General features: G+C 68.0%; 11 protein-coding genes. 5 read left to right on the top strand and 6 right to left on the bottom strand.

What is annotated here, in order from left to right; all coding sequences use genetic code 11:
* Nucleotides 1-5: 5 nt before the first annotated feature.
* Entirely contained in the window at nt 6-572 is a 567-nt protein-coding gene (locus tag JZ791_RS29645; RefSeq protein ID WP_216898738.1) for a nicotinamidase, read from the top strand.
* A 193-nt stretch (nt 573-765) separates the two neighbouring features.
* Nucleotides 766-2730, top strand: a complete 1965-nt coding sequence (locus JZ791_RS29635) for a neutral/alkaline non-lysosomal ceramidase N-terminal domain-containing protein (RefSeq protein WP_308163149.1) — start codon at nt 766-768, stop codon at nt 2728-2730.
* Between the two features lie 46 nt (nt 2731-2776).
* Here JZ791_RS29635 and JZ791_RS29630 read toward each other — a convergent pair whose 3' ends face one another.
* Entirely contained in the window at nt 2777-3103 is a 327-nt protein-coding gene (locus JZ791_RS29630; protein ID WP_216898736.1) for a type II toxin-antitoxin system PemK/MazF family toxin, read from the bottom strand.
* Entirely contained in the window at nt 3097-3267 is a 171-nt protein-coding gene (locus JZ791_RS29625) for a hypothetical protein (protein WP_216898795.1), read from the bottom strand. Before JZ791_RS29625 ends, JZ791_RS29630 begins: the two co-directional genes overlap by 7 nt.
* 117 nt (nt 3268-3384) lie before the next feature.
* Here JZ791_RS29625 and JZ791_RS29620 point away from each other — a divergent pair, with 117 nt between their 5' ends.
* Nucleotides 3385-5433 carry an ATP-dependent DNA helicase gene (locus JZ791_RS29620; RefSeq protein ID WP_216898734.1) on the top strand — a complete coding sequence of 683 codons (2049 nt, stop codon included), beginning with the start codon at nt 3385-3387 and terminating at the stop codon, nt 5431-5433.
* 169 nt (nt 5434-5602) lie between these two features.
* On the opposite strand, the gene JZ791_RS29615 is transcribed toward JZ791_RS29620, so the two are convergent.
* Both JZ791_RS29615 and JZ791_RS29610 read right to left on the bottom strand, forming a co-directional pair.
* Nucleotides 5603-6136, bottom strand: coding sequence for a DoxX family protein (locus JZ791_RS29615; protein WP_216898732.1), 534 nt, complete (start codon nt 6134-6136; stop codon nt 5603-5605).
* 131 nt (nt 6137-6267) lie between these two features.
* On the bottom strand, nt 6268-7632 hold the full coding sequence (locus JZ791_RS29610) for an NCS2 family permease (protein WP_216898730.1): 1365 nt from the start codon (nt 7630-7632) through the stop codon (nt 6268-6270).
* Nucleotides 7633-8044: 412 nt separating this feature from the next.
* Here JZ791_RS29610 and JZ791_RS29605 point away from each other — a divergent pair, with 412 nt between their 5' ends.
* Nucleotides 8045-10120: an AMP-binding protein gene (locus JZ791_RS29605; RefSeq protein WP_216898728.1), complete on the top strand. Its 2076-nt coding sequence runs from the start codon at nt 8045-8047 to the stop codon at nt 10118-10120.
* A 12-nt stretch (nt 10121-10132) separates the two neighbouring features.
* Here JZ791_RS29605 and glgP read toward each other — a convergent pair whose 3' ends face one another.
* The gene (gene glgP / locus JZ791_RS29600) at nt 10133-12709 is read right to left on the bottom strand and encodes an alpha-glucan family phosphorylase (protein WP_216898726.1); all 2577 of its coding nucleotides are present in this window, start codon (nt 12707-12709) and stop codon (nt 10133-10135) included.
* Nucleotides 12710-12984: 275 nt separating this feature from the next.
* Nucleotides 12985-13746 carry a dienelactone hydrolase family protein gene (locus JZ791_RS29595; protein WP_216898724.1) on the bottom strand — a complete coding sequence of 254 codons (762 nt, stop codon included), beginning with the start codon at nt 13744-13746 and terminating at the stop codon, nt 12985-12987.
* A gap of 174 nt (nt 13747-13920) precedes the next feature.
* On the opposite strand from JZ791_RS29595, the gene JZ791_RS29590 reads away from it, so the two are divergent.
* Nucleotides 13921-15871 (top strand): alpha-1,4-glucan--maltose-1-phosphate maltosyltransferase (locus tag JZ791_RS29590; protein WP_216898722.1); only part of this gene is annotated, 1951 nt, incomplete at its 3' end.

The following is a 15871-nucleotide window of genomic DNA, read 5'->3' as shown; positions in this document are numbered from 1 at the left end:
GCGAGATGACCAGAGCACTCATCGTCGTGGACGTGCAGAACGACTTCTGCGAAGGTGGTTCGCTAGCCGTCACCGGCGGCAGCGCGGTCGCCTCGCGGATCACCGACTACCTCGGCGTCTCCGATTATTCCGCGGTCGTGGCGACCAGGGACTACCACATCGATCCGGGCGCGCATTTCTCCGACACCCCCGACTACGTCGACAGCTGGCCGCCGCACTGCCGTGTCGGCACGCCGGGCGCGGACTTTCACCCGAACCTGAACACCGGCCCGATCGACGCGGTCTTCTCCAAGGGCGCCTACGCCGCGGCCTATTCGGGTTTCGAGGGCAGTTCCGACTCCGGTGAGACACTCGCGAACTGGCTGCGCGCCAAGGGCATCGACACCGTGGACGTCTGCGGCATCGCCACCGACCACTGCGTGCGGGCCACCGCGCTGGACGCCGTCGCGGCGGGGCTGCGCACCCGGGTCCTGCTGGGGCTGACGGCGGGCGTGGCGCCGGCCACGACCGCGACGGCCCTGGATCGAATGCGCGGCGCCGGAGTCGAATTCGCCGGTCAGCTGGAGCGCTAGTCTCAGGGCACCAGGACCGCGCGCGCCTCTACCTCCGAGCCGATCGCCTCGACGGTCCCGGCGATCTCGTGCCCCAGCGTCAGCGGCTCCTCGCGCAGAATACGAGCATCGCGCCCTTGTCGGTGAACGATGGGATACTGAAGGACTGTCTCTCCGGTCCCCGTCGATGGGACAGACGCTGTAGTTTGGGCGTGTGCCGGACACGAACTACTCGACCGATCGCCACCGCGTCGGGCGTGCCATCGCCGACATCACCGGAGAAACAGTCGGGGCTGCGCTGCTCACCGACGGTCCCGCCGACCGCGTGACCACCGGGATGCACCTGCGCCTGCGCGCCCGGGCATTCATTTTCGCCGACCCGATCACCGATCGGCGGGTACTGCTGATCGTCGCCGAACTGCCGGTGATCCTGCCCGGCCTGACCCGAGAGGTGCTGCGCCGCCTCACCGCTCGGTTCGGTGACACCTACACCGCGGCCAACGTGATACTCACCGCGACCGGCACCTCGAGCGCACCGATCGGCTATGGGCGCCCCGGACTGCGCGGCAACCCCAACGCCGGACTCGCGCCCGCGACCTTCTCGGCGATCGTCGACGGCATCGTCGAGGCCGTCGAGCGGGCGGACGAGGATCTCGCGCCCGCCACCCTGCGCCGCATCCACGGCGAACTGCGCCAGGCCGGCGTCAACCGCTCCCGCCCGGCCTTCGACCGGAATCCGCAGGCGGACAAGGAATTCTTCCCCGACGCCATCGACCCGCAGACCACGCTGCTGCGCATCGACCGCGACGGCGAGCCGGTCGGCGCCATCAACTGGTTCGCCGTGCACAACACCTCGCTGACCAACACGAACACGCTGATCAGCGGCGACAGCAAGGGCTACGCGGCCTATCACTGGGAGCGCGTGGTCGAGGACGTCGACTATCTGGCGGATCCGGATCCGCATTTCGTCGCGGCCTTCGCGCAGACCAATTCCGGTGACGTGTCTCCCAATCTGAACGGCGCGCCCGGCCACGGCCCCACCGACGACCCGGTCGAGAACACCCGGATCCTGGGCACCCGCCAATACGAGGCCGCGGCCAAACTCGCCGCCGGATATGTGGCGCGCATGGCCGGCGACATCGACTACCGGATGATGTACGTCGACCTTTCCGACGTCGCCGTATCCGCCGAATTCACCGGGGACTCGGGCGAACACCACACCGGCAAACCCGCCCTGGGCGCATCCGCCCTGGCGGGTGCGGGTTTCGACGGTCCGACGAACTGGCGGGCCTTCCGCGAGGACGACAACCCGGGCTGGGAGCGGCTCTCGCGTCTGGTCTACCGGTTCGCGCCCGCGCTGCGGGAGGCCCACGCGCCCAAGGCGATCGTGACGACATCCGGTCTGCTCCCGCGGATCACGCCGTTCGCCCAGAACGTCGTCCCGGTGCAGCTGGCGCGGATCGGCGAACTGTACATGCTGGCGATTCCGGGTGAGGTGACCATCACCGCCGGCCTGCGGCTGCGGCGCACGGTCGCGAAGATCCTCGAGGCCGAGATCGCCGATGTGCTGATCGCCGGCTGCAGCAACGCGTACATCCATTACGTCACCACGCCCGAGGAATACGACGCGCAGCGCTACGAGGGCGCGAGCACCCTGTTCGGCCGTTGGCAGCTTCCGGCGTTGCAGCAGGTCGCCGCGCGACTGGCGACGGCGATGCACACGGGCGAGCCCGCACCGGCCGACGTCTCCATCCCCGAACCACCGGAACTGCCGACGTCGAAAGCCACACCCCCACCGGACTTTCCGCCGGGTGGCAAGAATTTCGGCGACGTGATCGTGCAACCCGAATCGTCGTATCGCGCCGGAGACCGGGTGAGCGTCGAATTCTCCGGCGCGCACCCCGCGAACGACCTGCACCGCGGCGGAACACACCTCATGGTGCAGCAGCAAACCGGCGAACGCTGGCGCACGATCGCCGACGACGGCGACTGGTCGACCACCTTCACCTGGTCCCGCGGCCCCGCATCGACCTCGGTCATCACCATCACCTGGACCACCCCGGCCGACGTCCCCTCCGGCACCTACCGCATCCGCTACTTCGGCACCTCCGCGAAATTCGGCGGCGAACGCACCCCGTTCACCGGCACGTCGTCCGAGTTCCGAATTCACGGAACATAATCCGATCCGGCGCGAACCACCGCGCTCGTGCCAGATCCCGGACATATCAGCAGATTCCGAGATATCTACCCAACGCGTGATTCAATGCCGCCATGTCGTTGCGGTCCAACATCTCCAGAAACCCAGCTACATAATCCAGGTCGATGGTCCGCACCTGGTCGACCAATAGCACCGTCTCCCGGCCATCGATCTCGACACGTGGTCTATTGATCGCTGTTCCAGCCTGCGTGCTGGTAGGCACAAACGTCGCGACCGACAGAACAGAGTCGGAGGGGCTGATCAACACACCGAGTCGCCGCCCGTTCTGCTCATGGCCTCGTTTGGCGTCGCCGAGATCGATCCGGTAGACGCCGCCTCGAATGAGCCTTACCACGCGTCGGGCTCGCTGTTCAGGTCCTCGTCTGCCAGGCGCGCCGCATCGGCGCGGAACTGCTGTAGCCACTGCTCTCTGTCGAGTAGGCGCAAGGCACGACGAATGACGTCTGTGGTGTTCTCGTCACCATGCCGAGCATCAACGAGCATCTGCCAGCCGGGCACGCCACCTCGGTCGCGCCGTGATCCGACGGTGCCGTTCGACGCAGAGCGTGACGGCTGAGATCGATTGCGCTTCGACCGATCCGCGTGTCTGTCGGACCGGAGAGCTAATGTGGCCGGGTGCCCGAACTTCCGCCCGTACCGAACCTGTTGACGACCGCCGTCGAGGCCCTCGGCGGTAAGGCGCGTAAGGGGCAGCAGACCATGGCTGCCGCGGTCGCGCACTCGATCGACACCAAGGAGCATCTGGCCGTACAGGCCGGGACCGGCACCGGTAAGTCGCTGGCGTATCTGGTGCCGAGTCTGCGGCATGCGGTGGAGTCGGGGCGCACGGTCGTGGTGTCCACCGCGACCATCGCGTTGCAGCGGCAGTTGGTCGATCGCGATCTGCCGCGCCTTGCCGAGACGCTGGCCGGGCCGCTGGGGCGGCGGGCGAAGTTCGCGATCCTCAAGGGGCGCAACAACTATCTATGCCTGAACAAGATCAACAGTATGGCCTCGGACGACGAGCCCGAGGCCGAACTGTTCGACGCGTTCGCCATCTCGCGCCTGGGCCGCGAGGTACAGCGCCTGAACGAATGGGCCTCGGATACCGAGACCGGCGACCGGGACGAACTGGCCCCAGGCGTCACCGACCGCGCTTGGCGGCAGGTGAGCGTGTCGGCGCGCGAATGTCTGGGCAAGTCGCGCTGCCCGTTCGGCACCGACTGCTTCGCCGAGCGCGCCCGGGCCGAGTCGGGCCAGGCCGATGTCGTGGTCACCAACCACGCCCTGCTGGCCATCGACGCCATCAGCGGCATCCAGGTACTACCCGAACACGATGTCGTGGTCATCGACGAGGCGCACGAACTGGTCGACCGGGTCACCAGCGTGGCCACCGCGGAACTGTCCACCGCCGCGATCAGCATCGCCGCCAAGCGCTGCGCCAAACTGGTCGACGAGAAGGAGACCGACCGGCTCGAGGGCGCGTCCGAGGCCTGGCACGAACTGCTGGAGGATCTGCCGCCCGGCCGCTGGGACAGGCTGCCGGACGGCGCGGCCCCGGTGCTGGCGCTGATCCGCGACTCGGCCTGGAACGCGCGTACCGCCCTGTCCCCCGGCGGCGGTTCGGCTCTGCCGCAAGGTGATCCGGACGCCGCGGCGACCCGTAATCTCGCGCTGTCGGCGGTGGAGGACGTGCACGACGCGGCGGTGCGCGCGCTGACCACCTTCGACGAGGAAGATCCCGCGGCCCGCCGCGACGTCATATGGCTGGCCGCCGACGAGGTGCGCGGGGTTGCCCGCCGCACCCTGCACATGGCCCCGCTGTCGGTCGGCGGCCTGCTGCGCAGCCGCCTGTTCGGCGCCGCCACGGTCGTTCTGACCTCCGCGACGCTCCAGGTGGGCGGATCGTTCGACGGCCTGGCCATCACCTGGGGCCTGCCCTCGCAGACACCGAACAAGGTGGACGCCGCCCTCGCCAACGGCGGCGAGGCACCCTCGGATACCGGCTCGGTGCGGTGGAATTCGCTCGATGTCGGCTCCCCCTTCGACCATGCCAAATCCGGCATCCTCTACGTCGCCAAACATCTGCCCGCCCCAGGCCGCGACGGCTTGGCCCCGGCCTACCTGGACGAGATCGAGCGCCTGATCCGCGCGGCGGGCGGGCGCACCCTGGGCCTGTTCTCCTCGATGCGCGCGGCCAAGGCCGCCACCGAGGCACTGCGCGAGCGCCTGGACACCCCCGTGCTGTGCCAGGGCGACGACTCGACCGGCGCGCTGGTCCGCAAATTCGCCGACGATCCGGAGACCTCGCTGTTCGGCACGCTGTCGCTGTGGCAGGGCGTCGACGTGCCGGGGCCGTCACTGAACCTGGTGATCCTGGACCGCATCCCGTTCCCCCGCCCCGACGACCCGCTGCTGGTGGCACGCCAGAAGGCGGTGGAATCGCGCGGCGGCAACGGCTTCATGGCGATCGCGGCCAACCACGCGGCACTGCTGCTCGCCCAGGGCACCGGCCGCCTGCTGCGCAGCGTGGACGATCGAGGCGTGGTGGCGATCCTGGACTCACGCCTGGCCACGGCCCGATACGGAAGTTATCTGCGGGCCTCGCTACCGCCGTACTGGGAGACCGCGGACCCGGAGGTCGTGATCAAGGCGCTGAAGCGTCTGGACGCGGCGGCCAAGTAATCCCCGAACGCTGAACCCCCGCGCCGCGTGCAGGGCACGGCGCGGGGGTTGTGGTACCCGATGCGGGAATTGGGGTTACACCGAGTACCGCTATTCAAGCTACTTCCGGGTAGAAATGCGGACGACGCTTTGTGGGTGCAATCACACGACCGTAAGGTTTGATTACGCTCTACTTGGCGGCGAGCGTCACGAGCGCGGCGACCACACCCAACACGAGCGCGGCCACACCCCAGACGACGCCCTGACGCTGCCAGGATCGCCCGTGATCCAGCGCGATCCTGCCCGGCCCGGCGAAGCCCAGCGCGGCCGCGGCGGCCACCAGCAGCAGCGCCGAGGAGGAGCCCACCAGACCATGCGGCCAGGTCACATTGACCGCGTTGATCATGGTTCCGATGACGATGGCCGCCGCGAGCGGGGTCAGCAGTCCCAGGATCAGCAACGCCCCGCCGCCGAACTCGCACAGCCCCGCCAGGGTTCCGAACAGCTTGCCCGGGTGGTACCCCATGTGCTGGAAGCCGGCGGTGGTGTGACTCCATCCGGAGCCGTTGAACCAGCCGAACAGCTTCTGGCTGCCGGTGACGAACAACAGCCCACCACAGCCCAGTCGCAACACGAGCAGGCCGATATCGATACCGACGGTGTCGGAGGAATCCACCGCGTGCGACTCGGCGGACTCGGAGGTCCTGGGTGTCTGCGTGCTCATGATGGGGTCCTGTCTGCAGTTGCTTGGAGCGGGAGCGACGATGCGGGCCTGTCTATTGATACGAGACACCTCCCGCACCGGTTCGACACGTGACACCCCGACTTCGCACGACGCGGACAACTCCCCGAGCGCTACCGGTTGGCCAGGAAGAAGAAGTAGGCCAGGAAGATCACCATCAACACCCACACGACCGGATGCACCTCGCGGCCGCGGCGCCTGACCACCATCAGCACCGGATAGAACAACAGTCCCATGGCGATGCCGTTCGCGATCGAATAGGTCAGCGGCATCATGATCACGGTGATGAACGCCGGGATGGCGTACTCGAGCTTGTCCCACTCGATCTCGCCGAGCGCCCGGGCCATCAGCACGCCGACCACGATCAACGCGGGCGCGGTCACCGCGGGCACGTCCGCGACGACGGCGAACACGGGGAACAAGAACATCGCGATCAGGAACCAGCCCGCCGTCGACACCGCCGTCAGCCCCGTACGTCCCCCGGCGCTGACGCCCGCGGTCGATTCGACATAGGCGGTGGTGGTGGAGGTGCCGATGATCGCACCGGCCGCGGTGCCGATCGAGTCGGAGGCGAATGCCTTCGCCGCGCGCGGCAACTTGCCCTCGGGGCTGAGCAGTCCGGCCTGGTTGGCGATGCCGATCAGGGTGCCCGAGGCGTCGAAGAAGTCGACGAACAACATGGTCAGCACGACGATCGCCATCTGCCCGGTGAAGGCGTGCGGCAGGTTGACGATCGCCTGACCGAAGGTCTGGTTCAGCCCGTGCGGCAGGGCCACCACCGAATGCGGCAGCGGCACCAGCCCGCTCACGATGCCCACCACGGTCGTGGCGACGATCCCGTACAGCACCGCGCCGTGCCAGCCGAGCGCCAGGAAGACCACCGTCACCAGCAGCCCGAACAGCGCCAGCAGTGTCGTGCCCGTGTGGAAGTCGCCCAGGTGCACGAAGGTGTCCTTGTCCGCGACCACGAGCCCCGCGCTCTTGAGGCCCAGAAACGCCACGAACATGCCGATGCCCGCGCCGACGGCCAGTTTCAGCTGCATCGGGATCGCGTCGATGATCTTCTCGCGGATCTTGGTGACCGCGAGCACGAAGAAGATCACACCCGACAGGAACGTCCCCGACAGCGCCACCTGCCAGTGGATGCCCATGCCGAGCACCACCGAATAGGCGAAGAACGCGTTGAGGCCCATACCGGGCGCCAGGGCGATCGGATACCGCGCCCACAGGCCCATCACCAGCGTGCCGACCACCGCGGCCACGGCCGTCGCGGTGAACACCGCCTGCATCGGAATGCCCTTGGATCCCAGCGCACCGTGGTCGCCGAGCACCGACGGGTTCACCGCCAGTACATACGACATGGCCAGGAACGTGACGGTTCCCGCCATGATCTCGCGACGCACGGTCGACCCGAGCCTGCTGATCCCGAAGTAGGCGTCCACGCGCCCCTTCGAACCCGACTCCACGTCGATTGTCATGCGCAATTTCTCCACAAACTCGCCCGGTGGGACTACAAATGCCCTGAGCAGCGTATATGTCCGGTTCCGGCCGACGGCATCCGGTCCCAGCGAACCACAGGCCACCTTCGCCGTCCCGGATCGCGAACCCCGTCGTCCCCGCGGGCCCCGCAGGCCGCTCCGATCCGCGACCGAGCCCGGTCCGACACGCCGTCCGGCCGCGAGCCCCACACCGAACCGACCGGTTGGCGAATAACAAGCATGCCCACCGATCACGGCCCATTCACAGGATTTCACTCTTTGCAATCATCGAGCAATTTAGCGAAAGAAATACCTCCAATTTGCAGGTTATTGACCATACAAATGATCACCGTTACAAATGCGTTATCCGCCGAACCGAGCAGTCGACCCGGCCGAGCAGAAGTGCGAACCAGTGGTTACTGAAATCGTCGATGTGGGTACCGACCTCGCAGTCGCTCCCCGAGCGCTGTGGGATCTGCTCATCGATCCCAGAATCTACGCCCGGGTCTTCCCGGGCATCGGGGCGTGCGATGCGCTCGAGACGCTCGACGAGACGCCGACGTGGCGCATGCGCATCGGCGGCGCGGACACCGAGATACGGATTATCGACATCCGGTTGATCGCCCACCGCGAGACGGGCAGCCTGGAGTTGCAGTACACCGAGAAGCGCGCCTTCGCCGTGATCCATCTGCGCAGCGACCAGGACGACCGCACGAGCGTCACCATCACCTGTGTCGCACCGGAGCAGGTGCATCCGCTCATGGCCGTCGTGGCCAACGCCGCGGTGCACGAATGGATCACCGCGGGGCTGCACCGCCTCGTCGACCTCGTGCGGGGCGCACAGACCTCCATCGCGGTCAACGGCGAGGACTCGTCGGTGCGCACGCAGGCCGGCGTCGCCAAGCACATCATGTCCACCGGCGTGCTGCGCAGCATGCGACCCGACCGGGTGATCAGGCAGGTCGGCAGCCTGGTCGCCTTCGGCTTCACCCTCGCGGGCGGATACGCCGCGGCGACCGGGCATTCCCCGAACCGCACGGCGCTGATCGACAGTCACCGCACCAGCACATTCCGCGAGATCCATACCCGCACACAGGCATTGGCCACTGCACTGGCCGACCTCGGCATCGGCGTCGGCGACATGGTCGGGGTGCTGGCCCGCAACCACACCGAGATGATCGAAATCACCACCACCCTGGGCAAACTCGGCGCCGACTACGTCCTGCTCACCACCGGGTTGTCCGCCGAGCGGATCGCCGCTATCGCCGAAACTCACCGGATGGCCGCGGTTTTCGTGGATCCGGCACTGTCGGGCCTGGCATCGCGCCTGCCGCCCTCCGTGGCCTGCTACAACACCGTCGCCGACCCCGCCCGGCCGGACCGGACCACGGTGGAGGACCTGATCGGTTCGGCCTCGGAAAGAAGATTCGAGAAGCCCGAACAACCCGGACGACTATTCGTGCTCACCTCGGGCACCACCGGCGCACCGAAAATCACGCTTCGCCCGATTCCCAGCGGATTCTCCTCGATCGCGGCGCTGCTCTCGAAGCTCCCGTTCGATATGCACGAGACCATGATGATCCCGGCGCCGCTGTCGCACTCCTGGGGCCTGGCGGTCCTGCATCTGAGCCTGCCCCTGCGTGCCACGGTGGTGCTGCTCGAACGCTTCGACGCGCGCGAATGCCTGCGCCTGGTCGCCGAACACCAGGTCAACACGTTGATCGTGGTCCCGATCATGTTGCAGCGCATCCTGGATCTGCCCGAAGCGGTGCGCTCCCGCTACGACACCTCCAGCCTGCGGATGGTGGTCTGCGGCGGCGCGACCCTGTCCGAGGCGACGGCGCTGCGTTTCATCGACGCCTACGGCGACATCCTCTACAACCTGTACGGTTCCACCGAGGTCTCGTGGGCCACCATCGCCTCCCCCACCGATCTGAGCCTCTCCCCCGCCACCGTCGGCCGCCCACCCCTGGGCACGAAAATAGCCATCCTGGACCGGGAGTCGCACCCCCTCCCCGTCGGCGCGACCGGCCGGATCTTCGTCGGCCACAACATGCTGTTCGAGGGCTACATCGGCGATGTGCCACCGCTCCCCGAGGTGGACGGCATGCTCTACACCGGCGACTACGGCTATCTGGACGCCACCGGCCGCCTGTTCATCTCCGGCCGCGACACCGAGGCGATCCTCTGTGCCGGCGAAACCGTCTTCCCGCGCCCCGTCGAAGAGGCCCTGTCCTACCACCCCCAGATCAGCGAGGTCGCCGTCCTGGGCGTCCCCGACCGCGATTCCGGCCAGCGCCTGGCCGCCTTCATCGTCCCGCGCGACAACACGCCTCCCGACCCCGACACGATCCGCGTCCAGATCCGCCACCGCCTGGGCCGCCTCTCGGTCCCCCGCGACATCGTCTTCCTGGACACTCTCCCCCGCAACGCCGCCGGCAATATCCTCAAACGCATCCTGACCCCGGTTCCTCGCTACGGGACGTGAGAGCGCCGCTGGTCAGGGAGTGGGGGTCGCGATCAGGCCGGGTTCGGCGCTGCCGGCCAGGAGCGGATGCCGCGGCAGGACACGGACCGTGTAGCCGACCGCGCCCGACAATGGGACCTGGGTGTCGACGGCGAACAGCTCCGTGCCGGAATCCGCTGCGGTGTGCGGCATCTCGATCGTGGTGATGTCGGACAGGTCGTCGTCCACCGACACCCGGCCGAGGACGGCCTGGACGACGACATCCGAGGCGGTGAGGCCGCCGAGGTCTATGCGGGCGCGCAGGGACAGATCGTTGCCGATCTCGGGGGTGCCGGTCAGGCCGGAGCTGTCGACCTGGACCACTTTCACCTGGGGCCAAGCGGATTCGATGCGACGGCGGTACTCGGCCAGGGCACGGGCGCCGGCGAAGTCGTCGCGGGAGACGGCGGAATACGATGCGGCGGCGGGGATGTAGTAGTCGACGGCGTAGTCGCGGACCATGCGAGAGGCCAGGACCTTGGGGCCCAGGGTCTGCAGGGTGTGGCGGACCATCTCCATCCAGCGAACCGGCATGTCGTCGTGATCGCGCTCGTAGAAGCGGGGCAGGACCGCGCGTTCGAGCATGTCGTAGAGGGCGGCGGCCTCGAGGTCGTCGCGGCGGTGATCGTCGCGCACGCCGTCGGCGGTGGGGATGGCCCAGCCGTTCTCGCCGTCGTACATCTCATCCCACCAGCCGTCGCGGATGGACAGGTTCAGGCCGCCGTTCAGGGCGGCCTTCATGCCGGAGGTGCCGCACGCCTCCAGCGGGCGCAGCGGATTGTTCAGCCACACATCGCATCCCCAGTACAGGTACCGGGCCATGGACATGTCGTAATCCGGCAGGAACACGATGCGGTGACGCACCCCGGCGTCGTCGGCGAAGCGCACGACCTGCTGGATCAGGCCCTTGCCGCCGTCGTCGGCCGGATGGGACTTGCCCGCGACGATCAGTTGCAGCGGCCGGTCGGGATCCAGCAGCAAGGCGCGCAACCGATCCGGATCGCGCAGCATCAGGGTCAGCCGCTTGTAGGTCGGGACCCGCCGGGCGAAGCCGATGGTCAGCACGTGCGGATCGAAAGCCTCGTCCACCCAGCCCAATTCGGCCGGCGCGGCACCGCGCTCCAACCACGACGCCCGCAGTCGCCGCCGCACCTCGGCGACCAGGATGCCGCGCAACGCATTCCGTGTCGACCACAGCTCACGCAGATCCACATCGCGCAGCCGCTCCCACCCGCGCGACTCCTCGACCAGCTCGGGACCGACGAATTCCCGTGCCTTGTCGATCCATTCGCGCGCGGCCCAGGTCGGCGCGTGCACGCCGTTGGTGATCGACCCGATCGGCACCTCCGCCGCGTCGAAACCGGGCCACAGCGGGGCGAACATCTCCCGGCTGACCTCGCCGTGCAACTGCGAGACACCGTTGGCACGCTGCGCCAGCCGCAGACCGAGATGGGCCATGTTGAACACCGAGGGATCGGCCTCGCGCCCCAGCGCCAGTATCCGATCCACCGAAACACCCGGCAGCAAAGGCGATTCGCGTTCACCGTGCGCGCCGCCGAAGTAGCGCCGCACCAGCGCGCCGGCGAAACGGTCGATCCCGGCGGGCACCGGCGTATGCGTGGTGAACACCGTGCCGGCCCGCACCGCGGTCAGCGCGGCGTCGAAATCGAGTCCGGAGGCCATGAATTCGCGGATCCGCTCGATGCCGAGGAATCCGGCGTGGCCCTCGTTCATATGGAACACATCCGGATCCGGCAGCCCGTGCGCGTGGGTGAACGCGCGCACCGCGCGGACCCCGCCGATCCCGGCCAGGATCTCCTGTTTGATGCGATGGTCCTGATCGCCGCCGTACAACCGGTCGGTGACCGCCCGCAGCTCCGGATCGTTGTCGGCGATATCGGAATCCAACAGCAGCAACGGAATCCGGCCGACCTGCGCGATCCACACCCGCGCGCGCAGCACCCGCCCCTCGGGCATCGGCACGTGCACCAGCACCGGCGCGGTATCTCCCTGGCCCGAAGTCAGCAGGCGCAGCGGCAACCCCTGCGGATCCAGATCCGGATAGTGCTCGCGCTGCCAGCCGTCGGCGGTCAGCGACTGCCGGAAGTATCCGGATCGGTAGAGCAATCCGACGCCGATGAGTGGAAGTCCCAAGTCCGAGGCCGACTTCAGATGGTCGCCCGCCAGAATGCCCAGGCCGCCCGAATAATTCGGCAGCACCTCGGTCACGCCGAACTCCATCGAGAAGTACGCGATGCAGCGCGGCCCGCCGTCGTGCCGACCGAACCAGCGCGGCCGGGTCAGATAGTCCCGCAGGTCCGCCGCCGTGGCGTCCACCGCGCGCACGTACGACTCGTCGGCCGCCATCTCGTCCAGCCGCTCCGCGGGCACCTCACCCAGCATCCGCACCGGATCGCGCCGCAGCTCGACCCACAGCCGCTGGTCGAGTTCCGCGAACAGATCCTGCGTAGGCGCATGCCAGGACCAGCGCAAATTCGTGGCCAGCTCGCCCAAGGCGGCCAGCCGCTCGGGCAGATGGGCACGGACGGTGAATCGACGCAGGGCCTTCACCGGTCCGACCTTACTTGTTCCCCTCCGCCCGGCGACACCCGAGCTATGGACACCCTCGAGGACGGCCCCCGGCTACATTCCGTCCCCTACGTTTCCACCGGGTCGACCAGATCGGCGACATCTACCGTCGCATCGGCGATCCGATTTCGGGCAGTCGCAACAGGCACTTCGATTCGAACGATCATGGAAATTCGAACGGGCCGGTTCGGCGCCCCGGCCCGCATGCAGACCGGCGGCCGTCGCGAGCGCGACGACCGCCGGCCGTATTCGATGTCCTACGCCCGCAGGGTGCGGTCGTACAGCGCGAGCAGCTCACGGTAGTGCCGCTCGGCCGCCTCTTCGTTGTAGGCGGCGGTGTCGGACTGGGTGTACCCGTGGACGGCGTCCTTGTAGAACTCCGTCGTGTGCCGCACACCGGCGGCGTCCAGGGCCTTGTCGAAGGTCTCGGCCTGCTCGGGGGTCATGGACTGGTCGTTGTCGGCGTGGCCGAAGTACAGTTCGGCGGTGATGGTGTCGACAGCGTTGTGCAGGCTGTCCGGGCCGTCGGTGATCAGACGGCCGGTGTGGAAGCCGGCGCCGGCGGCGACCCGGTCCGGGTAGGCGGCGGCGGTCTGCACCACCAGGCGACCACCCATGCAGTACCCGGTCAGGCCGACCGGACCGTCCGAGGCCTTGTCGAACGCGGCCAGCCACGCGAGGTAGGCGCCCGCGTCGGACTTCACGACCTCGGGGGTCAACTGCTCCATGAGCGGGCGGATGGACCCGAACAGGTCGGGCCGCGACTGCATATCGATGAACTCGGGCAGCTCGAACACAGGTGCCCGGCCTCCCCGGTAGAACAGGTTCGGGGCCAGGACGGTGTAGCCGCCCTCGGCGATGCGATCGGCCAGCTTGCGCAGGGCCGGGCGCAGGCCGAAGGCGTCCTGGTACACCAGCACCGCGGGGTGCGCGGCGCCATCGTCGGGGTAGGTCACGTACGCATCGGCGACTCCGTCCGGTGTCTGGATGTCTACCGACTCGCCGTGCACTGCGGTCATTGTGGAGTCCTCTCCTGGTTGTCTTGCTCTCGGCGACCCACGAAAACGAGGCGGCCGCTCCGTTTCGGTCTTACCGTGCCGCCGCGATTCGTGCCACCCCACGCTCGCCCATTGAATACCCGGGCGAATACCGCCATACATGATCATGCCCGAATTAACGGTACGGTTGGTGCCGTGACGGGTCGCATCGCCATCGACGACACCGCCCCAGCCGTCGGACTCGGGCGCTACCCGGCCAAGGCCGTGGTGGGTGAGGTCTTCCCGGTCCGGACCGTGGTCTGGCGCGAGGGGCACGATGCGGTCGCCGCGACACTGACGGTCCGGGCCCCCGGCTCCTCGCGCACCCAGCGGATCCGCATGAGCCCGGACTACGAGCCCGATGTATTCAATGCCGTATTCACCCCCGGCGAACCGGGCCTGTGGACCTACCGGGTCGAGGGATGGAGCGATCCGATCGCGAGCTGGCGTCACGCGGTCGAGGCGAAGCTCGCCGTCGGACAGAGCGCGACGGATCTGGCCAACGATCTCGAGCTGGGCGCCCGGCTGTTCGACCGGGCGGCGCAGGCGGTGCCGAAGAAGCAGTGGGAGCGGCTGCGAGCGGCCGCCGTCGCGCTGCGCGATGAGGACGCCCAACTGCCCGCCCGGGTCGCACCGTCGTTCTCCACCGAGGTGGGCGAGATCCTGCACGAAACCCCGCTGCGTGAATTGGTCACGCGGGGAACGCAATTCACCGTGCTGGTCGAACGCCACCGCGCGTTGTTCGGCTCGTGGTACGAATTCTTCCCCCGCTCCACCGGCGGCTGGGACGCCCAGGGCGCGCCGGTGCACGGCACCTTCGGCACCGCCGCGAAGGAGTTGCAGCGCATCGCCGCGATGGGCTTCGACGTGGTGTATCTGCCGCCGATCCACCCGATCGGACAGGTGAACCGCAAGGGCCCCAACAACTCTCTGACCGCCGACCCCGGCGATGTCGGCTCGCCGTGGGCCATCGGCTCGGCCGAGGGCGGGCACGACGCCATCCACCCACAGCTGGGCACCGCCGACGAATTCACCGAATTCGTCACCGCGGCGAGGGAACTCGACCTCGAAGTAGCGCTGGATCTGGCGTTGCAGTGCGCACCGGACCACCCCTGGGTGGCCGAGCATCCGGAGTGGTTCACCACTCTGCCGGACGGGACCATCGCCTTCGCCGAGAATCCGCCGAAGAAGTACCAGGACATCTACCCGGTCAACTTCGACATCGACCCGGACGGGCTCTACGCCGAGGTGCTGCGGGTGGTGCGGCACTGGATCGCCCTGGGCGTCACCATCTTCCGCGTCGACAATCCGCACACCAAACCCGCCGACTTCTGGGAGTGGCTGATCGCGCAGGTGCACCGCACCGATCCGGACGTGCTGTTCCTGTCCGAGGCGTTCACCCGACCGGCTCGGATGTACGGCCTGGCCAGGCGTGGATTCACCCAGTCCTACACCTATTTCACCTGGCGCACCGGCAAACACGAACTCGAGCAGTTCGCGCTGGAACTGTCCGCCAAGGCGGACGAGGCGCGCCCGAACCTGTTCGTCAACACACCCGACATCCTGCACGAGAGCCTGCAGCACGGCGGGCCGGGCATGTTCGCGATCCGCGCGGTCCTGGCCGCGACGATGGGACCCAGCTGGGGCGTGTACTCGGGCTTCGAGCTGTTCGAACATCAGGCGGTGCGTCCCGGCAGCGAGGAATACCTGAATTCGGAGAAGTACGAGCTGCGCCCGCGCCCCTTCGGCGAGGCGGTGGCGCGCGGAGAGTCGTTGGAGCCGTGGCTGACCCGGCTCAACGAGATCCGCCGCGCCCATCCGGCGCTGCAACAGCTGCGCTGCCTGAACCTGCACCATATCGACAACGATGCCCTGCTGGCCTTCTCGAAGGTCGACCCGGCCACCGGTGACGCGGTGCTGATCGTGGTGAACCTCAACCCCTTCGGCCCCGAATACGGCATGATCTCGCTCGACCTTCCCGCGATCGGCCGCGAGTGGCACGATCATCCCGTGGTATACGACGAAGTCAGTGGCGAGGAGTACCACTGGGGCCAGACCAATTACGTGCGGCTGGATCCGGTCCACGCGGTCGCCCACATCCTGGCCC

Source organism: Nocardia alni, from assembly GCF_019038435.1.
GTDB lineage: Bacteria > Actinomycetota > Actinomycetes > Mycobacteriales > Mycobacteriaceae > Nocardia > Nocardia alni.
This window is presented reverse-complemented; position numbering and strand designations above follow the sequence as displayed.

Coding starts and splice junctions, on each gene's coding strand:
- JZ791_RS29645 (WP_216898738.1), top strand. CDS start 6: ATGACCAGAGCACTCATCGTCGTGGACGTGCAGAACGACTTCTGCGAA.
- JZ791_RS29615 (WP_216898732.1), bottom strand. CDS start 6,136: ATGAGCACGCAGACACCCAGGACCTCCGAGTCCGCCGAGTCGCACGCG.
- JZ791_RS29610 (WP_216898730.1), bottom strand. CDS start 7,632: ATGACAATCGACGTGGAGTCGGGTTCGAAGGGGCGCGTGGACGCCTAC.
- JZ791_RS29595 (WP_216898724.1), bottom strand. CDS start 13,746: ATGACCGCAGTGCACGGCGAGTCGGTAGACATCCAGACACCGGACGGA.